Below are 25,458 nucleotides of genomic sequence, written 5' to 3' on the forward strand. Positions count from 1 at the left end.
GATAGGCCGGGACTGCCCGGGATCGACAAGCAAGGTGGCCGGGCGGCCTCGGTGCACCCGCCTCGCATGACGCGTCGCGGGAGTCTGTGGCACAGCAGCCGGGCGGTTTCCCAACTCACCAACGTCGGTGAGCAGGTCTCGCCGTCTGCGGCGACCTGCGGAAACTGCGGTGCGGCGTGGGCCTTTGGCAGGGGTGGCGGGCTGACCGCCGAGAGCTTCGGGGTGCGCCGACCCGCAGAGAGATCGCGTGCTTCGCGGCTGTGCTGAGTCTAGAGCGTAATCAACTCTTCCGACCTGCGGCAACAGGGCCCCGCTCGGCGTGTCCCAGTCTACCCCGTGCGACCGTCGCTCCGCGCGCCTCTACCGGCAACCGCCAGACTTCCCATTCTGTTCCCTCGGTGAACCCCGCGGGCGGCTCGGTGAACGCCAGCACGGTGGGGCCCGCCCCACTGACCACGGCCGCCACACCAGCCGCTCGCAACGCGCTGACCAGGGCAGCCGTCTGCGGCATTCCCGGCGCACGGTAATCCTGGTGCAGCCGGTCGACGGTGGCCGGCAGCAGCAACGTCGGCTCGGCGGTCACCGCGTGCACCAGCAACGCCGACCGGCCCGCGTTCAGCGCCGCGTCCCCGTGCGGGACGGTCGACGGGAGGGCCGCCCGTGCGGTGGCCGTCAGACCCCGCTGCGCCGGTACGAAGACCGTGGGGCGGACCCCGGCCGCCACCGGCAGCGAGACCGCCCGGCCGCCACCCGGCTCGGTCCAGGCGATGGTGAACCCGCCGAGCAGGCAGGGCGCGACATTGTCCGGATGGCCCTCGATCTCGGCGGCCAGCCGCAGCACGGCGTCGTCGTCGAGCCGCTGCGCGCCGTCGGTGACCAGCGCCCGGGCCAGCAGCACCCCGGCCACGATCGCCGCCGAGGAAGACCCCAGGCCCCGTGCCTGCGGGATCCGGTTGACGCACTCCAGCGCCAGCCCGGGCGGCTGCCCACCGAGCAGGTCGAAGGCGGCCCGCATGGCGACCACCACCAGGTGCCGGTCGTCCTGCGGCAGGTCACCGGCCCCCTCACCGGTCACCGCCACCCGGACGTCGGTCGAGGTCACCTCGGCGGACACGTCGTCGTGCAGGGCGAGGGCGAGCCCGAGGGCGTCGAACCCGGGGCCCAGGTTGGCGCTGGTCGCGGGCACCCGCACCCGCACCGGCCCGGAGGCGAAAGTCGTCGGCACCGGCTCATGCTAGGGCCCGGGGCCGACGACGCACCCGCTCGCCCGGCCGGTGGGACTGGATCGCCTCGGTTAGCCTGACGCCGATCTATCAGCCGCTCAGGAGGCGACGTGGGAATGTTCGGTTACCGGATCACGCAGTTGGTGGGGCACCTTCCCGTGCTGCTCACGCTGCTCGTCGTCCTGGTGCTCGCCGCCACCGCCCGCCGCCGGCTGCCCGGCCGGGCCCGGTCGTTGCTGATCGCCGGGGCCGCTGTCCTGCTGCTGGTGGAGCTGTTCAACACCGCCTGGGTGGCGGCCCTGCCCGAGCTGATCCGGGCCCGGGTCCGCTCCGGCGGGATGCGGCAGTTCGAGCTGATGAACCTCGCCGCCAGCACGGTCAGCTGGATCGGCTACCCGATCGGCCTGGGCCTCGTCGTCGCCGCCGTGTTCGCCGGCCGCGCCGCGAGCCACGCCCCCGGCCAACCGTGGGGCGCCTGGACGCCCCCGGCCGGATCCGCCGCCGGCCAACCGTCCGGCTTCGCCGCCGGCCACCCGGGCCACGGCCACCCAGCCACCGGCCAACCGGGCCCCGGCCCCGTGGTGCCGGGCCCGGCCGCCCCCTGGGGCGGGAGCGACCGGCCGCCGGTTGCACCGCCACAGGGCGACCGGGTCGACTGAGCCGCCCGAGGGTCAGCGGGCGGTCAGCGGGTCCGGGCCGGCGGCCGGGTCGGTGAGCGAGAGCCGGCGGGTGGCGATCCGCCAACCCACCGCGTACACGACGGTGACCAGGCCGCAGCCGGCCAGCACCACCCGCTCGTCCACCAGGTCGACCACGCCGGCCACCACCAGCTGACTGACCGAGATCGCCAGGGTCGCCAGCATCATGTCGGTGGCGAACACCCGGCCGCGCAGCCGGTCGGGCACCTCGCCCTGGAGGGCGAAGTTCGACAGCACCCAGTTGCTGCCGCCACCGAAGTGGGCCACGAAGACCAGCAGCAGCACCAACGGGAACCAGCTCGCCACCGCCGCACCCAGGTAGGCCAACCCGTACAGCGACATCGACAGGGCCAGGCCGGGCAACAGCCAGGCCCGGTTGGTCAGCACCCGGCTCATCAGGATCGGCCCGACCAGCGCCCCCGCCCCGCGCGCGGCGAAGAGCAGCCCGGTGCCGACCGGCCCCACCCCGTAGACGGCGGCCAGCAGCGGAAAGACCGTCAGCACACCGTTGCCCAGGCCCACCGCCGACTTCACCGTGACCAGCGCCAGCACCCGGGGCCGGTGCCGGATGTGACCCAGCGCCTCGCGGATCGCCACCCAGGTGCGCGGCGTCGACCGGTCGGCCTCCCGGGGCGCCTGCAACGGCCGGCGGATCAGCGCCGCCAGGCCCGCCGCCAGCACCAGGCCGACCGCCCCCACCCAGAAGCAGGCGTACGGCCCGACCACCGCGCTCAACACGCCACCGAGGGACGCGCCGACCACCGTCATCGTCCCCCAGGCGGACCCGGCGATGGCGTTGCCGGCAGCCAGGTCGGCCGGGTCGACGACGTTGGGCAGGGCGGCCTGCGCGGCGGGCGAGTAGAACGCCTTGCCGACCGCCACCGCCGCGATCGCCACCATGGCCAGCCAGGCCGTGCCGGCGTCACGCACCCCGAGCAACAGCAGCACGCCGAGCAGGGTCACGCCGTTCGCGGCCATCATGACCTTGCGGCGGTCGAACCGGTCGGCGATGGTCCCGGTGTACGGCAGCAGCAGCGCCAGCACCCCGGTGTCCAGGGCCAGCACCAGGGCGCCCCACACGCCGCTGCCGGTCAACTGCGGCAGCAGCACCAGCAGCGGCACCATGACGAACCAGTCGGCGCCGAAGACCACCAGCTCGGCCAGGAAGAGGTTGCGGAAGTCCCGGTTGCGGACGAGTACGGAGAGCGGAGAGGACACGTGCCCGCACCCTACCCGCCGGCTCGCGGCCCGCTCGTTCGGCTCAGCAACTGGGAGACCGTGACGAAGGTGTAGCCCCGGGCCCGCAGACCGGTGATCATCGCGTCCAGGCCCCGCACCGCCACCTGCCGGTTCTCCGGACCCGCGTCGTGGGCCAGCAGGATCGTGCCCGGCACGACGTCCGCCACGATCCGCCGGGCGTGTCCGGCCGGGTCGTCCGGGAACTCACCCTCCACCATCTGCAACGACCAGAGCACGACCCGGTAGTCCAGGCGTACGGCGGCGTGCAGCACCCCGCCGCCCAGGTGCCCGTACGGCGGGCGGGTCAACCGGGGTGCCACCCCGGCGGCCTCGGCGATGGCCTCGTGCGACCGGCGCAGGTCGTCGTGCACCTCGGCGGCGGCCAGCCTCGCCAGGTCCCGGTGCCGCCAGCTGTGGTTGCCCACCTCGTGCCGGGCCAGCCGCCCCCGGATCAGGTCGGCGTGCCGGCGGACCCGCGCGCCGACCAGGAAGAAGGTCGCCGGCACCGCGTGCCGCTCCAGGGTGTCCAGCACGGTCGGCGTCCACCGCGGCAGGGGCCCGTCGTCGAAGGTGAGGGCCACCAGCCGTTCGGTGGTGGGGGCGTGCCACACCACCTGGAGCCCGCCCGCACCGACGTCCTGGCGTCGGTTGCCGACGGTGGCGCTGGCCGGGCCGCCGGAGAGCGGCAGGTGCCGGTCGGCGAGCGACGTCCCCTGCGACATGCCGACGGCGCCCAGCGTGATGCCCCCGGCCAGCAGCGCCCCGCCGCCCAGCACCCGCCGTCGGCCCCACCGCCCGCCGCCCGGGCCGGTCGTCTCGCCCCCGTCCCGCGCCATCACCGACGGTGGATGGACGATGACCGAAGGTAGGTGACCACAGGGTGACCGTACCCCCAGGTCGGCGCGCTGTCCCGGGCCCGACACGACGCGCCCCCGGCCGGTGGTCCCGGGCCGGGGGCGCGTGGTGGGGCGACGGTCGTGCCGGGTCTGACCCGGCGCGCTGGTGCGTCGTGGCGTGTCCACCGCGCCGCGACCCGGCTGACGGTCGCGATGCGGTGGACGGGGCTACTCGGTCGGTGGCAGCGGCGACCGGCGGCTCTTCGGCAGCCGCAGCACCTCGAACTGGTCGGTGCCGTCCACCAGGGCCGCCGACGGGGTCGGCCGGGCCGGCGCTTCGGCGGCGGCCTCGGCTGCCGGGGCACCCACCGGCGCCGGCACCTCGGCGTCCGGCTCGGCGGGCGTCCCGGCGGGTCCACCCTCGTCGGAGGTGCGCCCCCGCCGGCCGGCCCGCCGCTCCCGCAGCGACTCCTTGGTGCGCTCCACCATCGTGTAGAAGGTCGGCACCAGCACCAGGGTGAGCAGGGTGGAGCTGAGCAGGCCACCGATCACCACCACGGCGAGCGGCTGGGAGATGAAGCCGCCCTCCCCGGTGAGCCCGAACGCCATCGGCAGCAACGCGAAGATGGTGGCCACCGCAGTCATCAGGATCGGCCGCAACCGGCGTCGGCCGCCCTCGACCACCGCCTCGCTGACGCTCATCCCCTGCCCCCGGTACTGGTTGACCAGGTCCAGCAGCACGATCGCGTTGGTCACCACGATGCCGACCAGCATGAGCACGCCGATCAGCGCCGGCACGCCCAGCGGGGTCCCGGTGACCAGCAGCAGGCCGATCGCACCGGTCGCCGCGAACGGGATGGAGATCAGCAGGATCAGCGCCTGGACGATGCTCCGGAACGTCGCCACCATGATCAGGAAGACGATCGCGATCGCCGCCAGCACGGCCAGGCCCAGGTCACCGAAGGCGTCCTCCTGCTGGGCGCTGGCCCCGCCCACGGTGATCGTCGCCCCCGGCACGTCCAGCTCGTCCAGCCGCTGCTTCAGCTCGGTCGTGGTCGCACCGAGGTTGGAGCCGGTGGCCGTGCCGGTCACCGACACGCTGCGCTCACCGTCGATCCGGGTGACCTGCTGCGGCCCCTCGCCCCGGGTGACGTCGGCGATGTCGTCCAACTTCACCGGGCCCACCGGCAGTGCCCGCAACTGCTCCTCGGTCAACGGCGGGGTGGCCGTGGTCCGCAGCACCACGTCCTGCTGGCCGCCGTCGAGCGTCACCCGGCCCAGCGGACTGCCCCGGTACGCCTGCGACACCAACTGCCCGACCGCCGCCTCGCTCAGCCCCACCCGGGCCGCGGCCAACCGGTCGACCCTGACGTCGACCCGGGGCACCCGGTCGGCCAGGCTGGTGGCGACGTCCTCGACCCCCGAGATGCCCGCCATGGCGCCCCGGACCTGGTCGGCGGCCCGGTTCAGGGTGTCGGTGTCGGCGGCCTGGACGACCACCTCCAACTCGTTGCCCGAGGTGCCCCCCTGCCCGTTGTCGAAGCTCAGCTCGCCGGCTGCGGCACCGAGCCCGTCGAACTCCCGGCGCAGGACCTGCTTCATCTCCTTGGCGTCGGTGTCGCCGCCGAGCGCCACCGACCAGCGGGCGGTGTTGTTGCCCCCACCCGCCAGCCACGGCTGGTCGTTGCCGCCCGCGCTCACCTGGTAGGTCTCGACCCCGTCGGTACGCGCCAGCACGCCCTCCACCAGGCGGGCCGCCTGGTCGGTGGCGGCCAGCCCCGAGCCGGCCGGCAGCTTCTGGCTGATGTTCAGGGTGTCCTGGCCTGAGTCGTCGAGGAAGTTGGTCTCCAACTTCTGGGCCAGCCCGAAGGTGCCGAACAGCAGCAGGATGCCCACCGCCACGGTGATCCACCGGGTCCCGCGGGACCGGGTGGCGAACCCGATCACCGGCAGGTACGCCCGTTGCAACGGGCTACGCAGCTCCTTGGCCTCCGCGGCGCGGCGTACCGCCTCGTCCGCACCGTCGCGCGGCGGCTTGAGGAACCAGTACGCCAGCACCGGGATCACCGTCAGCGACACCAGCAGCGAGGCGAGCAGGGCCACCGTCACGGTGATCGCGAACGGCGCGAAGAGCTGCCCGACGAAGCCACCCACCAGGGCGATCGGCGCGAACACCGCGACCGTGGTGAGCGTCGACGCGGTGACCGCCCCGGCCACCTCACGGACGGCGGCGACGATCGCGTCCCGTTTCGGTTCGCCGTACTCCAGATGGCGTTTGATGTTCTCCAACACCACGATCGAGTCGTCGACCACCCGCCCGACCGCGATCGTCAGCGCGCCCAGGGTGAGCAGGTTGAGCGAGTAGTCACCGACCCAGAGGGCGAGCAGCGCCACCACCACCGACAGCGGGATGGAGACCGCGGTGACCAGGGTGGACCGGACCGACAGCAGGAAGACCAGGATCACCACGACCGCCATCAGCAGGCCGAGCAGCCCCTCCGTGGTCAGGCTCTCGATCGACTTCTCCACGAACGGGGCCTGGTCGAACACGATGGTCAACTCGGCGCCGGAGGCGGACCGCAGGTCGTCCAGCCGGTCCCGGATGTCGTGCGAGATCCGTACGGCGTTGCCGTCCTGCGCGGCCGTGACCTGGACGCCGATGCTCTCCTTGCCGTTGGTACGGGTGATCGCGGTGGCCGGGGCGAGCTGCTGCTCGACGGTCGCCACGTCACCGAGGCGGACCGGGGCGGCCTTCGGCGCGGTCGGGGTGAGCGCGATGCCCCGCAACTCGTCGAGGGTGGTGACCGGGGCCCCCACCTGCACCGGCAGCGCGGTGGTGCCGTCGACGACCGCACCGGCCGGGACGGCGATGCCGTTGGTCTTGAGCGCGGTGGCGATGGCGGTCGGGTTCAGCTTCGCGGCGGCGAACTTCGCCGGGTCCGGGACGATCGTCACGACCTGGTCGCGGGTGCCGGTGACGGCGACCGTACGGACCCCGTCGATGCCCTCCAACTCGGGCACCACCGTGTCGCGCAGCTTGGCGGCGAGCGCCTGCTCGTCGCCGCCGCCGGTGGCGGCCAGCACCACGGCCGGCAGGTCGTCGGTGCTGCCGGTGATGACCTGCGGGTCCACGTCGTCGGGCAGTTGCGCGTCGACCCGGCTCAGCGCGGTCTGCATCTTGTTGGCCACGTCGTCGATGTCGGTGCCGAAGACGAACTCCACCGCGATCGTCGCCGACCCCTCCCGCGAGGTGGAGGTGACCTTCTCCAGCCCGGGGATGCTCTGGAGGCTGTTCTCGATCGGCTCGGTCACCTGCGCCTCGACGATCTCCGGCGAGGCGCCCGGGTAGACCGCGACGACGAAGGCGCCGGGGAACTCCAGCGACGGCAGCAGCTGCTGCTTGAGCGAGGGGACGGTGAACGCCCCGAACGCCGCGGTCACCACTGCGATCAGGGCGACGAGCCCCCGGTTGGCGAGGCTGGATCTGGCGAGCAGCGACATCGGCGTGGCTCACTCCTGGGAGAGGGGATGGGCGTGGGGAAAGTCTGCCCGACCCGGTATTCCCTACCCGTAACGGGGTGGTCACCGCCGGCCGGGGCGACGGGGGGACGGCACGGTGGCCGGCACCGCCACCCGCCGCGGGTGGCCGGCACCGCCGCCCTCGGCGGGATCGGATCAGGCCAGGTCGAGCGAGCGGGCGGCGGTCAGGGCGTCGTTGGCGATGGTGATCGGAGCGGGTGCGGTGGAGATCGCCCACTCCGGGTCCTTCAGGCCGTGGCCGGTGACCGTGCAGACCACCGTCGCCCCGGCCGGCACCCGGCCCTCGGCCCCCTGCTGGAGCAGGCCCGCCACGCTGGCCGCGCTGCCCAGCTCGACGAAGACCCCCACCTCCCGGGCGAGCAGCCGGTAGGCGGCGAGGATCTCCCGGTCGGTCACGGCGGCGATCAGCCCCTGCGAGGCGTCCCGGGCGTCGAGCGCCTTGGTCCAGCTCGCCGGGTTGCCGATCCGGATGGCGGTGGCGATGGTCGACGGCTCCGGCACCACCTGACCGCTGACGATCGGGGCCGCCCCGGCGGCCTGGAAGCCGTACATCTTCGGGGCGCGGGTGGCGTTGCCGGCCCGCAGGTCCTCCGAGTAGCCCATCCAGTACGCGGAGATGTTGCCGGCGTTGCCGACCGGCAGGCAGTGGATGTCGGGGGCGTCGCCGAGCGCCTCGACGATCTCGAAGGCGGCCGTCTTCTGGCCGTGCAGCCGGTCCGGGTTCACCGAGTTGACCAGGGCGACCGGGAAGTCCTGGGCGAGCTTCGAGGCCAGCGCGAGACAGTCGTCGAAGTTGCCCTGCACCTGGAGCAGCTTGGCCCCGTGCACCAGCGCCTGGGCCAACTTGCCCAGCGCGATCTTGCCCTGTGGCACCAGCACCGCGCAGGTGATCCCGGCCCGGGCCGCGTACGCGGCGGCGGAGGCGCTGGTGTTGCCGGTCGAGGCGCAGATGATCGCCTTGTCACCGGCCTCGACCGCCTTGGAGACGGCGACGGTCATGCCCCGGTCCTTGAACGAGCCGGTCGGGTTGGCCCCCTCGACCTTCAGGTAGACGTCCGCGCCGAGCCGGGCGGACAGCGCCGGCGCGGGCAGCAGCGGGGTGTTCCCCTCGTGCAGGGTGACCACGGGCGTGGCGTCGGTGACCGGCAGCCGGTCCCGGTACGTCTCGATCAGGCCCCGCCACATGTCGCTCTCCTCGCCTCTGCCGCCCCGGTCGTGCCGGGGCCCCTGCCAGCCTGGACCAGCCTCGTCGATCTGTCCCCGGCACACCCACCGATAACCATCAGGCGAGACGCCGGGTCACGCGCCGCCCTCGACCCGCAGCACGCTGGCCACCGAGCGGACGATGTCCAGCCCGCGCAGCTCCCGTACCGTCGCGGCGAGCGCGGCGTCGGGGGCGACGTGGGTGACGATGACCAGGTCGGCGTCCTCACCACGGCCCGCCGGACCGCCCCCGGCCGGCCCCTGCCGGACGGTGGCGATGGACACGTCGTGCCGGGCGAACACCCCGGCCACCGCCTGGAGCACACCCGGCCGGTCGACCACGTCGAGACTGATGTGGTAGCGGGTCAGCGCCTCGCCCATCGGCCGGACCGCCAGGTCGGCGTAGGCGGACTCGCTGGCCGCGTACGCCCCGGCGAGCCGGTTGCGGGCCACCACGACCACGTCGCCGAGGACCGCGCTGGCGGTCGGTGCGCCGCCCGCTCCCCGGCCGTAGAACATCAGCTGCCCGGCCGCCTCGGCCTCGACGAAGACCGCGTTGAACGCGTCGCCGACGCTGGCCAGCGGGTGGGTCAGCGGGATCATCGCGGGGTGCACCCGGACGCTGACGGTCTCCCGGCCGGCCGCGTCGGTGCCCCGGGCGGCGATGCAGAGCAGTTTGATGGTGCAGCCCATCGCCTTGGCGCTGGCCATGTCGGCGACGGTCACCTCGGTGATGCCCTCGCGGTGCACGTCGGCGGCGGTGACGCGGGTGTGGAAGGCGAGCGAGGCCAGGATGGCGGCCTTCGCGGCGGCGTCGAAGCCCTCCACGTCGGCGGTCGGGTCGGCCTCGGCATACCCCAGCTCGGTCGCCTCGTCCAGTGCCTCGGCGAAGCCGGCGCCGGTGGCGTCCATCGCGGAGAGGATGAAGTTGGTGGTGCCGTTGACGATGCCGGTGACCCGGTTGATCCGGTCGCCGTGCAGCGACTCGCGCAGCGGGCGCAGCAGCGGGATCGCCCCGGCGACGGACGCCTCGTAGTAGAGGTCCGCCCCGCCCTCGGCCGCCGCGTCGTGCAGGGCCGCGCCGTCCTCGGCGAGCAGCGCCTTGTTGGCGGTGACCACGCTCTTGCCGGCGCGCAGCGCCTCCACCAGCCAGCTCCGCGCCGGTTCGATACCGCCGACCACCTCGACGACCACGTCCACGTCGTCGCGTTTGATCAGGCCGAGCGGGTCGGTGGTGAACAGCGCCGGGTCGACGGGGAGGTCACCCCGGTCCCGACCGACCCGGCGCACGGCGATGCCGGCGATCTCCAGCGGAGCACCGATCCGGGCGGTCAGGTCGGCGGCCTGCGTGTGCAACAGGCGGACCACCTCGCTACCGACCGTTCCGCAGCCGAGCAGGGCCAAGCGCACAGGTGACGTCATCCCACATCCAAAGCGAGCAGGTCTTCTTCGGTCTCCCGCCGCACGATCAGCCGGGCCTGGCCGTCACGCACCGCGACCACCGGGGGGCGGGGCACATGGTTGTAGTTGCTGGCCATGCTGCGGCAGTACGCTCCCGTGCCGGGAACGGCGACAAGATCTCCGGGCTGCACGTCGGCGGGCAGGAATTCATCCTTCACCACGATGTCCCCGGACTCACAATGCTTTCCCACCACGCGGGCCAGCAACGGCTCGGCGGTCGAGGACCGGCCGGCAAGCGTGGCCGAGTACGACGCGTCGTAGAGGGCGGTCCGGATGTTGTCGCTCATCCCACCGTCCACGCTGACGTAGGTCCGCAGCCCGTCGACGTCCTTGACGGTGCCCACCTCGTAGAGGGTGAAGACGGCGGGCCCGACGATGGCCCGGCCCGGCTCGATCGACAGGTGCGGGACGGTCAGGTTCTCCGCCGCGCACTCCGAGTCGACGATCTTGCGGAGCCGCTTGGCCAGCTCGTCCGGGGTGGCCGGGTCGTCCTGGGTGGTGTACGCGATGCCGAAGCCGCCGCCCAGGTCCAGCTCGGGCAGTTCCACCCCCCGGGCGTCGCGGATCTGCGCCTGGAGGGCGAGCACCCGGCGGGCGGACACCTCGAAGCCGCTGGTGTCGAAGATCTGCGAACCGATGTGCGAGTGCAGCCCGCGCAGGTCCAGCACACCCTCGTCGATGACCGTGAAGGCGGCTGCGGCGGCGGCCCCGCCGGCCAGCGAGAAACCGAACTTCTGGTCCTCGTGGGCGGTGGCGATGAACTCGTGGGTGTGCGCCTCCACGCCGACGGTGACCCGGATCAGCACGCCGGGGCGGACCCCGCGCTCCCGGGCCAGCGCGGTGAGCCGGTCGATCTCGGTGAACGAGTCGAGGATGATCCGCCCCACCCCGGCGTCCAGCGCCCGGGTCAGCTCGGCGACGGACTTGTTGTTGCCGTGGAAACCGATCCGCTCCGCCGGCATCCCGGCCGACAGCGCGGTGGCCAGCTCGCCACCGGAGCAGACGTCCAGGTGCAGGCCCTCCTCGGCGATCATGCGGACCACCGCCCGGCACAGGAAAGCCTTGCCGGCGTAGTAGACGTCCGCGTCGGGGAAGGCGGCCCGGAAGTCCCGGGCGCGCGAGCGCAGGTCGTCCTCGTCGAGGACGTACGCCGGGGTGCCGTACTCGGCGGCCAGCTCACGGACGTCGAGGCCCGCGACGGTCAGCGCACCGCCCGTGCCGCGCTCCACCTGACGCGGCCAGAGCTGCGGGACCAGGGCGTTGACGTCGGCCGGGGGACGCAGCCAGCCCGGCCCCCGGTCACCGATGTCGCCGTGCATCGCACCGGCTTCGTGGGCACGCATCAGGGCTACATCCTCTCCGGGGCGGAGACACCGAGCAGGCGCAGCCCGTTGGCGATCACCGTGCGGGTGGCGTCGTTGAGCCAGAGCCGGGCCCGGTGCAGGTCGGTGACCTCCTCGTCGCCGCGCGGCAGGACCCGGCAGTTGTCGTAGAACCGGTGGTACGCCCCGGCGAGGTCCTCCAGGTAGCGGGCCACCCGGTGCGGCTCGCGCAGCTCGGCGGCGGCGGCGACCACGGCGGGGAACTCGGCGAGCGCCTTGAGCAGCTCGTTCTCCTTGTCGTGGTCGAGCAGCTCGGGGTGGAACCCGGCCCCGTCGCCCCGGCTCAGGCCGACCTCGGCGGCGTTACGGCCGACGCTCGCCGTCCGGGCCGCGACGTACTGCACGTAGTAGACCGGGTTGTCGCGGGTGGCCCGGGTCCACAGCTCCACGTCGATGTCGATCGGCGAGTCGCTGGAGTAGCGGGCCAGCGCGTAGCGGGACGCGTCCACCCCGATCGCGTCGACCAGGTCCTCCAGGGTGACCACCGTGCCGGCGCGCTTGCTCATCCGCAGCGGGACGCCGTCGCGGACCAGGTTGACCAGCTGGCCGATGAGGATCTCCAGGTTGACCGCCGGGTCGTCGCCGAAACAGGCGGACATCGCCTTCATCCGCCCGAGGTAGCCGTGGTGGTCCGCGCCCAGCATGATCACGACCCGCTCGAAGCCGCGTTCCCGCTTGTCCAGGTAGTAGGCGCAGTCGGCGGCGAAGTAGGTCCACTCGCCGTTGGACTTGCGCAGCACCCGGTCCTTGTCGTCGCCGAAGTCGGTGGTGCGCAGCCAGGTCGCCCCGTCGGCCTCGTACAGGTGACCCTGCGCGCGCAGCCGGTCCAGGGCGAGGTCCAGCTCACCCCGGTCGTGCAGGTCCTTCTCGTTGAAGTAGGTGTCGAACTCCACCCCGAAGCCGCGCAGCGAGGACCTGATCTCGGCGAACATCAGCGTCACGCCCTCGACCCGGAAAACCTCCTGGGCCTCGCCGTCGGGCAGGTCGAGCACGTCCGGCCGGACCGCCCGGACCTGCTCGGCGATCTCGGCGATGTACGCCCCGCCGTAGCCGTCCTCGGGGGCCGGCTCGCCCTTGGCCGCGCACAGCAGCGACCGGGCGAACCTGTCGATCTGCGACCCGGCGTCGTTGAAGTAGTACTCGGTGCCGACGTCGGCGCCGGTGGCCCGCAGCAGCCGGCTGAGCGCGTCGCCGACGGCCGCCCAGCGGACCCCGCCGATGTGCACCGGGCCGGTCGGGTTGGCCGAGACGAACTCCAGGTTGATCCGCTGCCCGGCGAGCCGGTCGCTGCGGCCGTACTCCTCGCCGGCCTCGACGATCACCCGGGCGAGCTGGCCGGCGGCGGCGGCGTCGAGCCGGATGTTGAGGAAGCCGGGGCCGGCGATCTCCACCGACTTGACCCCGGCCGCCCGGCCGAGCTGGTCGGCCAGCGCCGCCGCCAGCTCCCGGGGCGGGACGCCCACCTTCTTGCTGAGCTGGAGCGCCAGCGTCGAGGCGTAGTCGCCGTGGTCGGGATTGCGCGGTCGTTCCACCGCCGTACGCGCCGGAAGCGCGGCGGGGTCGAGCCCACGCTCGGTGAAAACGGCGTGGGCTGCGGAGAGGACGACCTCGGCCAGTTCTGCGGGAGTCACCGAACCATGTTATCGGGGGTAGACTCGGGCACTCGGCGGCGACCCTGAGCGTCACCCGGCCCGCCAGATCCCCTGACCGACCGACCTGACGAGGCACGATGAGCATCAGCACCCCGGGCGGCCCTGAGCGCCGTCCGACCGTGGTCAGCACCGGTAAGAAGCCGGCGGCCGGCCGGCCCGCGGCCGTCGCCAAGCCCGGGGGCGGCAAGTCCGCGGGCGCGCCCCGGCAGACCTCGGGCGGCAAGGGCCCCCGCAAGCCGATCACGCCGGTGAAGGTGAGCCAGGGCCGCTCGTGGGGCCCGATCGCCCTGTTCGTCGCCGTGGGCGTGCTCGCCGTCTCGATCATCGGCTACGGCGCGTACGCGGCCTTCCAGGGTTCCAAGTCGTGGGAGCAGCGGGCCGCCGACATCGACGGCATCGTCGACTTCCGGGACAAGGACCCCAAGCTCGTCCAGGGCGGCCAGCACCAGCAGGGCGCGATCAAGTACGACGTCCTCCCGCCGGTGGCCGGCCCGCACAACCCGGCCTGGCAGAACTGCATGGGTGACGTCTACGACGCCCCGATCGCCAACGAGCACGCGGTGCACAGCCTGGAGCACGGCACGGTCTGGATCACCTACCGCCCCGACCTGCCGGCCGATCAGGTCAGCAAGCTCCGCAGCAAGACGCAGGGCGTGGAGAAGGTCATGCTCAGCCCGTTCGAGGGGCTGGACAAGCCGATCTCGCTCCAGGCGTGGGGCTACCAGCTCAAGGTCGACAACGCCGACGACAGCCGGATCGACGAGTTCATCAAGACGCTGCGGGTGAACGCCTCGGTCGAGGGTCCGAACGCCAACTGTGGCCAGGGCATCACGGCCACCGGCACGGCCCCGCGCGACAACGTCCCGCAGCAACAGCAGCAGCCCACCCAGTGAGGACGTGGCGATGACCGCTCCCGCGACGACCGACACACCGCCCGTCGAGCCCTCGGTCACCGGTTCCGGTGACCGGCGGCCCGCCGGCCGCTACGGCCTGCTCGCCCTGGCGGCCGCCGTCGTGGTCGGTCTCCTCCTCGGGTACGCCGGCGGCCTGCTGACCCCGACGTTGACCCGACCGGGTGACAGCTCGGCGGAGGCGGGCTTCGCCCGGGACATGACCACCCACCACGCCCAGGCGGTGGAGATGGGGCTGATCGCCTTCGACCGGGGCACCGACCCTGAGGTTCGCCAGATCGGCGGCGACATCGCCACCGGCCAGCAGGGCGAGATCGGCACCATGCAGACCTGGCTGCGGTCGTGGGGGCTCGACCCGACCGGCGACCAGCCCCGGATGGCCTGGATGCCGGACGGCACCGGCAAGATCGAAAACGGTCTGATGCCGGGCATGGCGACCCCGGAGGAGATGGCGAAGCTGCGCGTCGCCCAGGGGCGCGAGCTGGACGTCCTCTTCCTCCAGATGATGATCAAGCACCACCTCGGCGGCATCCACATGATCCAGGGCATCCTCGACGCCGGTGGCGACGACGACGTCCTCGCGGTGGCGCAGATCATGAAGAACACCCAGCAGACGGACCTGACCAACCTCCAGAACGCGCTGAAGCGACTGGGCGGCTGACCCGCCCGTCCTCCAGGGAGGCCCGCGTCCCGCTCCGGCGGACGCGGGCCTCCGCACGTCTCCGGCCTCCCCCACGACTGGGGCCTCCGCCCGACCGGAACCTCCACGCACCTGTGCACGTCTCGGGCCCCCGCATGCCCTCGGACTGCCGACCTTCCCCGAAGCGTCAGCGGCCCGGGCCGCGCCGCATCCCCTGCCGCCAGGGAGGGAGTTATGGGCGTTTTAGGTTTTTAGCGTGCTGCGCACCTTTGAAGACCTAAGAGACTTTTCTACCCACATATCGTGACCAGTTGTGATTCGTGCTCGTTGCGCAGGACGTGGGGGTTGCACTCAGAGACGCGCGGCGCTCGGTCACCAGTTGGTGCCGACGCCACACCATCGGCGGTGACGGAGCGGTGGCAGCCGCCCGTCGCGGACACCGGCAGGGCGAGTCGGGAGCGCTCAGCCGGGAACAGGAACTCGAACTGATCGACGTACTGCGAGGCGTCCACCCCGACGAGTTCGGGCTGGACGAGGAGCTGTGGACGCGGCAGAGCCTCGCCGCACTGATCCAACGCCGCTTCGACCTGACGATCGACGCCGGCACGGTCGGGGCGTACCTGCGGGCCTGGGGGCTGGGCCCCCGGGAGCCGCGCGAACGGGCCTGCGGTCTCTGCGTCGGCGCGGTCGAACGTTGGGTACGCGGCGAGTACCCGGCCATCACCCGGGCCGCCCAGGAACACGACGCGGAGGTCTACTGGATCGGCCGGGTACGCCTGCGGGGCACCATGCCGGCCGCCGAGGTCATCTCGGCGGTGTCGTCCCGGGGGCGGGTCCGGTTCATGGTCACCACGCCCAGCGTGGACCCACCGCTGCCCCGCGACTTCGTGTTCCGGCTCAGCGGTGCCGACCAGCACCCGGTGCACCTGATCGTGGACGGCTCCTGGCCCCGTAACGAATGGCCCCGCCGGCTCCCCCGGCGCATCGCCCTGCACCCGCTGCCCAGCTGCGGACGCACCCTGGCCGCCGCCTGACCAATTGGCCCCGGCCGCCGGTGACGGCTCACCTGCCGGCGGCGGCGCGTCCCACCACCGGCAGTGACGGCTCGGCCCACCACCAACGGCGACGGCGCGTCCCACCACCGGCAGTGACGTTCCGCCCGCCGCCATTGGTGACGGCCTGCCCGCCACCAATGGCGGTCGGGGTGGCTCCGCGGCGTCACGATCATGCAGGTCAGTAGACAGCACCGGGGGGTGCCGGGTGGCGATTCGGTGATCCGGAAGGGGGTTTGCTACTCTTCTCAGGTCGCTGAGCCCCCGTAGCTCAGGGGATAGAGCACCGCCCTCCGGAGGCGGGGGCGCAGGTTCGAATCCTGCCGGGGGCACCACGGACGACCAGCACGAGAAGGCCGCTGACCAGGGGAAACCCGATCAGCGGCCTTCGTCGTATCTCCGGCCAGGTCCGGCCGTGAGCGGCCCACGGCGGGTGTCTGTGCCCCCGGCATGCCCAGGCGGAGGCGATGATCCCCGCCATGTCGCCCCCACGGCGGTGTCGCGGCTCGGGGAAGCCGCTGTAGCGGCCCACGGGAGTCGATCAACCACGAAGGCCGGCAGACGGCGGGTCACGGGGTTTCGCGGCGGGCTCTGGCTCGGCGTTTCCCCTCGTGCATGGCCTGCACCCGGGGTACCGGGATGGTGCGGCCCTCGGCGACCAGGTCGGCCGGGAGCCGCTGCGGTGCGGGCATCGCCTCGGCCCACGGGTCGCGGTCACCGAGCAGCGCGGGCACCGTCCGCACGGTGAAGTCACCGGGGCTGATCGCGTCGAGGTCGTCCCAGCCCACCGGGAACGACACCGGCAGCCCGGGGCGCAGCCGGGGGCTGTACGCGGCCACCACGGTCGCCCCGCCGGCCCGGGTCGGATCGACGAAGACCCGACCGCCCCGGTCCTCCCGGATGAAGGCGGTGGTGGCGGACTCCGGGTCGAGGCGCTCGGTGTGTACGGCGAGCGCCCGGGTGGCGGCGGCCACCTCCTCGGCGGTGGTGTCCGGGTGCGCCGGGACGAAGATGTGCAGCCCTTTGGCGCCGCTGGTCTTCACCGCCCCGGCCAGCCCGACGTCGGCCAGCGCCCGGCGGACCGCCCCGGCGACCCGGGCCACCACCGCGAAGGCGTCCCCCTCGGGTGGGTCGAGGTCGAGCACGAGATGGGTGGGCTGCTCGGGCCGGGTCGCGGTGACCAGCGCCGGGTGGTACTCGATCGCCCGCTGGTTGGCGAACCAGAGCAGGGTGCGCCGGTCGTCGCAGAGCGCGTACGACACCTGGCGGTGGGAGGTCTCGGCCCAGATCGCGGTGCGGCGTACCCAGTCGGGGGTGTATTTCGGCAGGTTCTTCTGCATGAACGGCTCCTGCCCGCGCAGCAGCCGGACCACCGACAGCGGCCGGTCGTGCAGGCCGGGCAGGATGCGGTCGTGCACGGTGTCCAGGTAGTCGACCAGGTCCCGCTTGGTCACCTCGTCACCGGCGAGCAGCAGCTGCTCCAGGTTGGTCAGGCCGACCCCGTCCCGCGTCTCCTGCGCCCCCGCCATCCGCCCACCCTCCCGGGCGCACGGTCCCGGCGCAACCCCGACACGGGTCGGCCACCGAACCCGTCACCGAGGGGTCGTCTGTGACCATGACACCGGTGGAAGGAGGCACCCCGTGCCCCAGGAACACGACGACGGCACCCCCGGCGGTGACTGCACGCTGCGGGAGGCGCTGGACCGGGTGGGCGGCAAGTGGAGCATCGGCATCCTGTTGGCCGCCTCCCCCGGGCCGGTCCGCTTCAACGAGTTGGCGCGGGGCGTCGAGGGGATCAGCCGGCGGATGCTCACGTTGACGCTGCGTAACCTGGAGCGGGACGGCCTGCTGCACCGGCAGGCGTACCCGACCGTGCCGCCGAGGGTCGAGTACCGCGCCACCCCGATGGCGATGGAGCTGTACGAGCCGTTGGTGGCGCTGACCGACTGGGCGCAGCGGCACCGGGCGGCGATCAGCCAGGCGCGGGCCGCGTACGACCGGGGGCATGGCGGGGCCTGAGCGCGGTGCGGACCCGGCGTGTGGCGAACGCCACCGTCTTTCTCTGACCGATCGGTCAGTATCTGACCGATCGGTCAGGCATGCTGGAACGCATGATCCGTCGCACCCCCCGCACCCATGGTGAGATCCTCGCCGCGGCGGCCCGGCGGTTCGCGGTGACCGGCTACAAGGGCACCTCGTTGCAGGACATCGCCCGTGAGGTGGGCTGCTCCAAGGCCGCGGTGCTCTACCACTTCGCCGGCAAGGAGGCCCTGCTCGCCGAGCTGATGGCCGGGCCGATCTCGGTGCTCTGCGAGCTGGACGAGCGGATCTCGGCGCTGACCGGGGCGGCGGCGCAGCAGGCGGCGGCGGAGGGCTTCGTCGACCTCGCGGTGCGGTTCCGGGGCGAGATCGCGCTGCTGCGCGGGGAGTTCCCGGAGCTGCTCGCCCAACCGGCCTTCGCCCACATCCACCTCATCTCGGAACGGCTGATCGAGGCGATGACCGGCCCCGACGGTGGGCAGGACGCGCGGGTCGCCGCGCTGGTCCTGCTCGCCGGCATCGCCGAGGGATGCGGCACGTTCGCCGACATCCCCGACGAGGAACTGCGTCCCGCCCTGCTGGCCGTCGCCCAGCGGGTGCTCGTGACTGCCGCACCACCGCCACCACCGCCAACTCCCGACCACCAACACCAGGATTGAGGACAAGGATCTGATGGCGACCCTGCTGTACCGGCTAGGCCGGGCATCGTTGCGCCGCCGGCGACTCGTCGTCGCCGTCTGGCTCGTCGTACTCGTCGGCCTCGGCATCGCCGCAGCCACCCTGAAGGGCCCGACAGCCAGCAACTTCACCATGCCCGGCACCGAGTCGCAGCAGGCGTTGGACCTGCTCGCCGAGCGGTTCCCGGCAGCCAGCGGCGCCACCGGCACCATCGCGGTGAAGGCGCCCGCCGACGGCCAGTTGACCACCCCCGAGGGGCAGTCCGTCGTCAAGGGGGTCGTCCAGGAGGCGTCGACGCTGCCCGGCGTGGTCGGCGCCGTCGACCCGTACCAGTCCCAGGCGATCACCCCCGACGGCCGGTACGCCCTGATCCAGGTGCAGTTCGCCACCGGCGGGGACGAGGTGACCCCCGAGCAGCGCGAGGCGTACGAGAAGGTCGGCGCGCAGGCCGAGGCGCAGGGTTGGCAGATCGCCCCCGGCGGTGAGGTGCTCAACTCCGAGCCGGAGGTCGGCTCGACCGAGGCGTTGGGCGTGCTGGTCGCCGCGATCGTCCTGATCGTCACCTTCGGTTCGCTGGTCGCGGCCGGGATGACCATGCTGAACGCGCTGATCGGCGTCGGGGTCGGGATGGCCGGCCTGTTCGCCCTCAGCGGTACGGTCCAGTTGACCAGCACCGCGCCCATCCTGGCGCTGATGTTGGGCCTGGCGGTCGGCATCGACTACTCGCTGTTCATCACCTCCCGGCACCGGCAGCACCTGCTCGAAGGACTCACCCCGGAGGAGGCGGTCGGCCGGGCCGTCGGCACCGCCGGTTCCGCCGTGCTCTTCGCCGGGGCGACCGTGGTCATCGCGCTCGCCGGGCTCGCCGTCGTCGGCATCCCGTTCCTGACCGTGATGGGTCTGGCCGCCGCCGGCACGGTCAGCGTGGCGGTGCTGGTGGCGATCACCCTCGCCCCGGCGCTGCTCGGTTTCGCCGGCCGCCGGGTCCTGCCCCGCCGGCTGCGCAAGGCCGCCCCGGCCACCGAGACCGTCGAGGCCGTCGAGACCGTGGAGGCCGCGCCGGCCGCCGAGGACCGCTCCGGGTTCGGGTTCCGCTGGGCGCAGTGGGTGACCCGGCTGCGCATCCCGGTCATCCTGGTCGGCCTGCTCGGCCTCGGGCTGCTCGCCCTGCCGGCCCAGGACATGCGGATCGCGCTGCCGGACGCCAGTACCGCCCCGGTGGGCAGCCCGGCCCGCACCAGCGCCGACCTGATCCGGGAGGGCTTCGGTCCGGGCTTCACCGGCCGGCTCGCCGTGGTGGTCACCTCGGACTCCGCGCAGGACACCGCAGCCGCCGTGCCGCAGGTCGCGGCGCTGATCCAGCGTACGGACGGGGTGTTGGCGGTGGCCCCGCCGCAGCTCGACCCGACCGGTCGGACGGCACTGCTCGGGGTGATCCCGAAGAGCGGGCCGACCGACGCCGCCACCGAGACGCTGGTCCACGACATCCGGGACCGGGTCGGCTCGGTCGGCAACGCCGAGGTGCTGCTGACCGGGGTGACCGCGATCGGCATCGACGTGTCCGAGAAGCTCTCCGCCGCGATGCCGGTCTACCTGCTGCTGGTGGTGGGGTTGTCGATCCTGCTGCTGATGCTCGTGTTCCGGTCGATCCTGGTGCCGGTGAAGGCCGCGTTGGGCTTCCTGCTCACGGTGGCCGCCACGTTCGGCATCACCGTCGCCGTGTTCCAGCAGGGCCACCTGGCCAGCCTGGTCGGCCTGGACAGCCCGGCCCCGCTGATCAGCTTCCTGCCGATCCTGCTGATCGGCATCCTGTTCGGCCTGGCCATGGACTACGAGGTGTTCCTGGTCTCCCGGATGCGGGAGGACTTCGTGCACGGTGACACGGCCCGGCAGGCCACCATCAACGGGATGGGGCACGGGGCCCGGGTGGTGACCGCCGCCGCGCTGATCATGATGTCGGTGTTCGGAGGCTTCGTCTTCCTCGACGATCCGGTGATCAAGTCGATGGGCTTCGCGCTCGCGATCGGTGTCGCCATCGACGCCTTCGTGGTCCGGATGACCATCGTCCCCGCCGTGATGTCCCTGCTGAACACCAGGGCGTGGTGGCTCCCCCGCTGGCTCGACCGCGCCCTGCCCAACGTCGACATCGAGGGCGAGGGTCTCCGCGCCCACCTCGACAAGCAACCGGTCAACGTCTGACCCTGCCGATCATGGAGTTGTGGTGCCCGGCCCGGGGTTTTTCGCCCCGTTCCGTCCGGCACCACAACTCCATGATCCACTTGGGGGCGGGGCTCAGAGGCCGGTGGGGTAGGTCTCCAGTTCGGCTACGGTGCTGGGGGCGGGTAGCGGGTGCAGGGCGGTGGAGGTGTCGCACCAGATGAAGGCGTCGTAGCGGTCGGCCAGCCGACTCGGGACGTAGTTGCCCCAGCGCTCGAAGGTCGGGTCGTAGACCACGCCGATGGCCCGGTGGTCGGCGGTGCCGGTGACCCAGGCGGGCTGGTCGGGGCCACCGAAGACGAGCACCGCCCGCTCCGGCAGCAGCTCGTGCAGCCGCGACTCCACCGAACCCTCCCGGGCCGGCGGCACCGTCATCACCTCGGCCGGCGAACCCCAGTGCGGGGCGGCCACCACAGTGCCCTGGTAACCACCGAGACCGATCAGCGCCACCGCGTCGCGGCCCAGCCGTTCCCGGGCCAACTGCCCGATGTTGACCATCCCGTCGCCGGCCATGCCGGTGGCGCGGGCGTCCCCGATGTGGGTGTTGTGCGCCCAGACGATGCCGCGTGATCCGGGTCCGTAGCGGGTCAGCAACCTTTCCAGGGTGTCCGCCATGTGGGTGTCGCGCACGTTCCAGGAATCCGGCCCACCGTGCACCATCGCCCGGTAGTACCGTTCCGCTCCCGCCACCACTTCCGCGTTTTGCCAGGCAGCGAAGGCGTCCGGGCCGTCCGAGGCGACATGTGCCCGGGTACGCGCCAACAGCCGGATCACCTCCTCCTCGCAGCGCGCCGAGACGAACCGGCTGGCCGCGCCGTACTCCTCGACCCGCCGGCCGAACGGCTCGAAGCACCGGTACGCGTCCTGGGCGGCCTCCATCGACTTCGGGTCCTCCTCACCGAGATAGTCGAAGATCGCCTGCATGGACTCCCAGAGGCTGTAGACGTCCAGCCCGTGGAAGCCGGACCGTTCCCGCTCCGGACGCTCCAGGTTCCACGCCCGCAGCCACCGGCAGAACCGGTCCACCTCGGCGTTCGCCCACATCCACGTCGGCCAGCGGGTGAACCGTCCCAGCGCGGTCCGGGGGTCCTGGGCACCACCCGGTGCGCCGACCACCGACCGGTGCACCCGGTCGCAGTCCGGCCAGTCCCCCTCCACCGCCACGAAGTCGAACCCCTGCTCGGCGATGAGCCGCCGGGTGAGCTGCTCGCGCAACCGGTAGTAGTCGTAACTGCCGTGCGTCGCCTCACCGATCATGACCACGCGGGCGTCCCGGACCCGCTCCAGCAGGGGGTCGAAGTCGCTAGGCGTACCGAGCCGCTGTACCAGCATGGGCGGGGCTACCCGGCAGGGTCGGCGGACAAACCGCCGATGGTGTGGCGGGACCGGCCGGTGTGGCGGCGGGCGGAACGGGTAGCCGGCGGCATGAGCGTCACCGGGTTGCAGTTGCAGGAGTACCTGGCCGGGCTCGACTACCCGGTCTCCCGCGAGGACCTGGTCCGCTGGGGTCAGGAGAACGGGGCGAGCACCGAGCTGCTCCAACTGCTGCGGGCGCTGCCCGCCGAGCAGTTCGAGGACCCGGCCGACCTGAACGAGGCCCTCACCACCCTCGCCTGAGCCCCCACCCGGATACCTGGGCCCAGGGCGGGCGGCCCCGCTCACCACCGGCGGTCACCGGGTCGGCCCGGTGCGGTGGAAGCGTGCAACAGCCGGAACAGCACCAACCACTGTTCCGGCCAGACCAGCCCGACCGGGGTGGCCGGGTCGATCCGCGCCGCCCGCAGCGCACCGTCGACCCGCCGGCCGGGATGGGCCGCCCGCAGCGAGGCCGCGAGCGACCCGCCCGCCCCGCCGAACCCCAGCTCCACCATCCGCCGGTACGCCGGCAGCGCGGCCACGGCCAGCAGCGGCTCCGGCCGACGGTCGATCCGCAGGATGCCCCCGTCGACGGCGGGCACCGGACGAAACGCGGTGCGCGGCACCCGCCCGGCGAGCCGCCAGTCGTACTCCGGCCAGGTCAGCACCGTCAACCGACTCCACCGGCCGAGGTCACCGGTCCGCTTGCGGGCGTACTCCCACTGGGTGAGCAGGGTGGCCGCGCGCAACCGGGGCGCGGCGAGGCACCAGCGGACCACCGCAGCGGTCAACGACCACGGGATGTTGCCGACCACGGCGAACGGCTCGTCGGGCGGCGCGACGGTCAGGAAGTCGGCCTGCCGGTGCGCCACGTGTGGCAGCGCCGCGCACACCGCCGCCAACTCGGGGGCGACGGTCGGGTCGACCTCGTAGGCGATCAACCGGCCACACCGTCGGGCCAGCGGCCGGGTCAGCTGACCGCGACCGGCACCCACCTCCAGCAGCAGGTCGTCCGGGCCGGTATCGGCCGCCCGGACCATCCGCGTCACGGCGGCCGGGTCGGCGAGAAAATTCTGGGACAGTACGCGACGGGACCGGTCGCGTGCGGTGGTGCGGTCTCGGCGGGGCGCCACGGGTTCGTCCTGTCTGTCGCCGACCGGCGACGGTACGGACAGGCGCAGCACGACGCGGGGCCTGTCCGAGTGGAGCGGGACTCGGACGACCCTGGGGATCGGCGGGGGGACGCTACGCGGTGACGGGGCAGGCGACGATCAGGCCAGACCCCTGCTCAGATCAGCGTGATCAGGCAGAGCGTGAACACGGGGAACGTGATCAGGGTCGGCGTGACCGGGGTCGGCGTGATCACGCCGAGGCGGTCTCGTCAGGTCAGGCGCGGTGGGCGTCCCGGCCGGCCAGGGCCGGACGCCGGACTCGCGGGCGGGCCACCAGGAGGGGCCCCCGCGCGGCCGACGTGACGGCCACGGTGATCAGGGCATGCATGCACATGGCCGCCACGCTAACGCACCTCCCACGTTCCGCAAGGCAATTCCGGATCGGTCCGCCACCGCCCCACCGCCCCACCGGCTCATGACCCCGCCCACCCACGACACCACCGGCCCACGACACCTGACCCGATCAGCACCCGCGCCGCGCCACCTCCGGGCCGGAAAGATCGGCCGCGCTGACGGTGCTCCGGCGGCCGGCCCGTCCGGTTCCACCCCGGTCCGCAGGACGGTGCCCTACGTCGAGGCGCACGGCACCGGGACCGCGGCCCGCCGTCACCGCTGTCGGGCTGTCCCGCGCCGCGCCACCAGCTACCCAGCGTGACCCGGCAGGACACCATTGCCCAGACATCGATATGACGCAGCGGCATATTTATGCCACCCAGGCATCACGCTCCTCGCCGCACCATGGGTCCACCGCCGCCACGCCCGACCGACCACCGAACCCACCGCACCACGGGACCACCACCGCCACACCCGACCGACCACCGAACCCACCGCACCACGGGACCACCACCGCCACACCCGACCGACGACCCCGCCCGCCCGACGACCGAGCCCGGACGCACGATGGCCCACCGCACGCCGAGCCGACGCACGGCCAGCCGACCTGTGACATGCCCTACCAGCGACGGGCCGACCCCCGACAAGCCGGCCGGATCGGGCGGTCAGTGGTGGAGGTCGACGGTGCGGGCCTCGGCGCGGGCGGTCTCCGCAGCCGCCAGGACCGCCACCACCTCCCGGCCGAACCGGACGTCACACTGGTGGTCCCGCTCACCCGAGTCGATCTGCCCCAGCAGTTGGTCGACGGCCGTACCGAAGGCGGTCAGCGTATTGCCGTCGCCCGGCGGTACGGTCTCGACGCCGTTCTCGCCGTAGAAGACGACGTCCCGGGCAAGCGCCGTCGGCGGGGCGTCCAGGGTCAGCGACAGCGCGCTGGTGGCACCGCCATCGTGGGTGAGCAGCAGGTGCACCATCCCACCGGGACCGTCCAGCGCGGCGACCCGGGTGACCCGGCCGAGCACCGGCACGACGATCGAGAGGGCGTGCGGGCCGATGTCCCACAGCGCCCCCTGCTCCCGCCGCCAGCGGGAACCGGCGTACGGGCTGCCGTGCTGGTAGATCGAGGCGAACTGGGTGGCGCGGGCGTGCTGCCAACCGCCGGCCGCAGCGGTGGCGGTGAGGAAGCCGTCGACGTTCGGGTGGAACCGCTGGGTGAAGAAGACCACCGAGGCCACCCCGGCGGCCCGCACTGCTGCGACCAGCCGGTCGGCCTCGGCGAGACTCAGCGCGAGGGGTTTGTCCAACAGCAGGTGGCGGCCGGCGGTGGCGGCCCGGGTGGCGATCCCGGCCTGTACGTGCGGGGGCAGTGCCACGGCCACCGCGTCACAGACGTCGAGCAGCGCGTCGATGTCGGCGAACGCCGGTACACCGTGCCGGGCGGCCAGTGCGCCGGCCTTCTCCGGGTCGCGCCCCCAGACGCCCACCAACTCGGCGCGCGGATGCGCGTCCAGCCCCGCGCCGTGCGTCTGCGCCGCCCAGTGACCGGTGCCGAACAGGCCGAACCGCAGCACGAGGTACCCCCGGTCTCGTCGGGCCACGCGACACCGTGGCCGTCACCCACGCTAGCCGCCCCGCCCAGGCGACGCAGCCGGGACCGGGCGACGCAGCCGGGACCGGGCGACGCAGCCGGGACCGGGCCGGGAACGCCGTTGTCCGCGTGGCGACCGGCCGTCCGCACCGCCCGCTCCGGCGGGACCGGTTCGCCGGACCGGGACCGGTTCGCCGGACCGGGACCGGGGCCATCCGGGACGGGGACCGGGACGAC

20 protein-coding genes and 1 tRNA gene are annotated in these 25,458 nt (G+C 73.0%); 9 read left to right on the forward strand and 12 right to left on the reverse strand.

The genetic code is table 11. The features are described 5' to 3' along the window. Nucleotides 1–280 precede the first annotated feature (280 nt). Complete coding sequence (gene thrB, locus AB0K25_RS27075; RefSeq protein WP_357535003.1) at nucleotides 281–1,225, reverse strand: homoserine kinase; 945 nt, start codon at nucleotides 1,223–1,225, stop codon at nucleotides 281–283. A 108-nt stretch (nucleotides 1,226–1,333) separates the two neighbouring features. On the opposite strand from thrB, the gene AB0K25_RS27080 reads away from it, so the two are divergent. Next, nucleotides 1,334–1,882: a hypothetical protein gene (locus tag AB0K25_RS27080; protein WP_357535005.1), complete on the forward strand. Its 549-nt coding sequence runs from the start codon at nucleotides 1,334–1,336 to the stop codon at nucleotides 1,880–1,882. Nucleotides 1,883–1,894: 12 nt separating this feature from the next. Here AB0K25_RS27080 and AB0K25_RS27085 read toward each other — a convergent pair whose 3' ends face one another. The 7 genes from AB0K25_RS27085 to argS form a co-directional block, all read right to left on the reverse strand. Further along, nucleotides 1,895–3,139 (reverse strand): MFS transporter, encoded by a 1,245-nt coding sequence (locus AB0K25_RS27085; protein WP_219464452.1) that lies wholly within the window; start codon nucleotides 3,137–3,139, stop codon nucleotides 1,895–1,897. An 11-nt stretch (nucleotides 3,140–3,150) separates the two neighbouring features. After that, nucleotides 3,151–3,996: a polysaccharide deacetylase family protein gene (locus AB0K25_RS27090; RefSeq protein WP_363823381.1), complete on the reverse strand. Its 846-nt coding sequence runs from the start codon at nucleotides 3,994–3,996 to the stop codon at nucleotides 3,151–3,153. A gap of 228 nt (nucleotides 3,997–4,224) precedes the next feature. Beyond that, nucleotides 4,225–7,497 (reverse strand): efflux RND transporter permease subunit, encoded by a 3,273-nt coding sequence (locus AB0K25_RS27095; RefSeq protein WP_363823384.1) that lies wholly within the window; start codon nucleotides 7,495–7,497, stop codon nucleotides 4,225–4,227. Between the two features lie 174 nt (nucleotides 7,498–7,671). After that, entirely contained in the window at nucleotides 7,672–8,721 is a 1,050-nt protein-coding gene (thrC, locus tag AB0K25_RS27100; protein WP_219464454.1) for a threonine synthase, read from the reverse strand. 114 nt (nucleotides 8,722–8,835) lie between these two features. Next, a complete protein-coding gene (locus AB0K25_RS27105) occupies nucleotides 8,836–10,149 on the reverse strand; it encodes a homoserine dehydrogenase (protein ID WP_363823428.1) in 1,314 nt (437 codons plus the stop codon). Nucleotides 10,150–10,157: 8 nt separating this feature from the next. Beyond that, nucleotides 10,158–11,543 (reverse strand): diaminopimelate decarboxylase, encoded by a 1,386-nt coding sequence (gene lysA, locus AB0K25_RS27110; RefSeq protein WP_357535008.1) that lies wholly within the window; start codon nucleotides 11,541–11,543, stop codon nucleotides 10,158–10,160. Nucleotides 11,544–11,548: 5 nt separating this feature from the next. Next, nucleotides 11,549–13,213 carry an arginine--tRNA ligase gene (gene argS / locus AB0K25_RS27115; RefSeq protein WP_357535010.1) on the reverse strand — a complete coding sequence of 555 codons (1,665 nt, stop codon included), beginning with the start codon at nucleotides 13,211–13,213 and terminating at the stop codon, nucleotides 11,549–11,551. Nucleotides 13,214–13,311: 98 nt separating this feature from the next. On the opposite strand from argS, the gene AB0K25_RS27120 reads away from it, so the two are divergent. The 4 genes from AB0K25_RS27120 (at nucleotide 13,312) to AB0K25_RS27135 (ending at nucleotide 16,172) form a co-directional block, all read left to right on the forward strand. After that, nucleotides 13,312–14,127 (forward strand): DUF3105 domain-containing protein, encoded by an 816-nt coding sequence (locus AB0K25_RS27120; RefSeq protein WP_208568386.1) that lies wholly within the window; start codon nucleotides 13,312–13,314, stop codon nucleotides 14,125–14,127. A gap of 10 nt (nucleotides 14,128–14,137) precedes the next feature. Next, nucleotides 14,138–14,806 carry a DUF305 domain-containing protein gene (locus AB0K25_RS27125; protein ID WP_208568385.1) on the forward strand — a complete coding sequence of 223 codons (669 nt, stop codon included), beginning with the start codon at nucleotides 14,138–14,140 and terminating at the stop codon, nucleotides 14,804–14,806. Nucleotides 14,807–15,123: 317 nt separating this feature from the next. Then, nucleotides 15,124–15,819: a winged helix-turn-helix domain-containing protein gene (locus AB0K25_RS27130; RefSeq protein ID WP_219470329.1), complete on the forward strand. Its 696-nt coding sequence runs from the start codon at nucleotides 15,124–15,126 to the stop codon at nucleotides 15,817–15,819. Nucleotides 15,820–16,097: 278 nt separating this feature from the next. Continuing rightward, a tRNA-Arg gene (locus tag AB0K25_RS27135) sits at nucleotides 16,098–16,172 on the forward strand. Nucleotides 16,173–16,406: 234 nt separating this feature from the next. Here the strand turns inward: AB0K25_RS27135 and ligD are convergent. Then, nucleotides 16,407–17,366 (reverse strand): non-homologous end-joining DNA ligase, encoded by a 960-nt coding sequence (ligD, locus tag AB0K25_RS27140; protein WP_363823388.1) that lies wholly within the window; start codon nucleotides 17,364–17,366, stop codon nucleotides 16,407–16,409. 112 nt (nucleotides 17,367–17,478) lie between these two features. Between ligD and AB0K25_RS27145 the strand changes: the two genes are divergently transcribed. The 3 genes from AB0K25_RS27145 to AB0K25_RS27155 all read left to right on the forward strand — a co-directional run bounded on the left by AB0K25_RS27145 (nucleotide 17,479) and on the right by AB0K25_RS27155 (nucleotide 20,754). Next, the gene (locus AB0K25_RS27145; protein WP_219464460.1) at nucleotides 17,479–17,856 is read left to right on the forward strand and encodes a helix-turn-helix domain-containing protein; all 378 of its coding nucleotides are present in this window, start codon (nucleotides 17,479–17,481) and stop codon (nucleotides 17,854–17,856) included. A gap of 92 nt (nucleotides 17,857–17,948) precedes the next feature. Next, on the forward strand, nucleotides 17,949–18,536 hold the full coding sequence (locus tag AB0K25_RS27150) for a TetR/AcrR family transcriptional regulator (protein ID WP_219464461.1): 588 nt from the start codon (nucleotides 17,949–17,951) through the stop codon (nucleotides 18,534–18,536). Between the two features lie 13 nt (nucleotides 18,537–18,549). After that, nucleotides 18,550–20,754, forward strand: a complete 2,205-nt coding sequence (locus tag AB0K25_RS27155; protein ID WP_363823392.1) for an MMPL family transporter — start codon at nucleotides 18,550–18,552, stop codon at nucleotides 20,752–20,754. A 93-nt stretch (nucleotides 20,755–20,847) separates the two neighbouring features. Here the strand turns inward: AB0K25_RS27155 and AB0K25_RS27160 are convergent, their stop codons facing one another. After that, on the reverse strand, nucleotides 20,848–22,104 hold the full coding sequence (locus tag AB0K25_RS27160; RefSeq protein ID WP_219464463.1) for an erythromycin esterase family protein: 1,257 nt from the start codon (nucleotides 22,102–22,104) through the stop codon (nucleotides 20,848–20,850). A 93-nt stretch (nucleotides 22,105–22,197) separates the two neighbouring features. Here AB0K25_RS27160 and AB0K25_RS27165 point away from each other — a divergent pair, with 93 nt between their 5' ends. After that, on the forward strand, nucleotides 22,198–22,389 hold the full coding sequence (locus tag AB0K25_RS27165; RefSeq protein ID WP_208568497.1) for a DUF2795 domain-containing protein: 192 nt from the start codon (nucleotides 22,198–22,200) through the stop codon (nucleotides 22,387–22,389). 41 nt (nucleotides 22,390–22,430) lie between these two features. Here the strand turns inward: AB0K25_RS27165 and erm are convergent, their stop codons facing one another. Together erm and AB0K25_RS27175 are read right to left on the reverse strand one after the other, a co-directional pair. Further along, on the reverse strand, nucleotides 22,431–23,261 hold the full coding sequence (gene erm / locus AB0K25_RS27170) for an ErmE/ErmH/ErmO/ErmR family 23S rRNA (adenine(2058)-N(6))-methyltransferase (RefSeq protein ID WP_219464464.1): 831 nt from the start codon (nucleotides 23,259–23,261) through the stop codon (nucleotides 22,431–22,433). A 1,037-nt stretch (nucleotides 23,262–24,298) separates the two neighbouring features. Beyond that, a complete protein-coding gene (locus tag AB0K25_RS27175) occupies nucleotides 24,299–25,204 on the reverse strand; it encodes a Gfo/Idh/MocA family oxidoreductase (RefSeq protein WP_219470331.1) in 906 nt (301 codons plus the stop codon). Nucleotides 25,205–25,458 lie beyond the last annotated feature (254 nt).

It is taken from the genome of Micromonospora sp. NPDC049257 (genome assembly GCF_040678915.1).
Classification (GTDB): Bacteria; Actinomycetota; Actinomycetes; order Mycobacteriales; family Micromonosporaceae; genus Micromonospora; species Micromonospora antibiotica.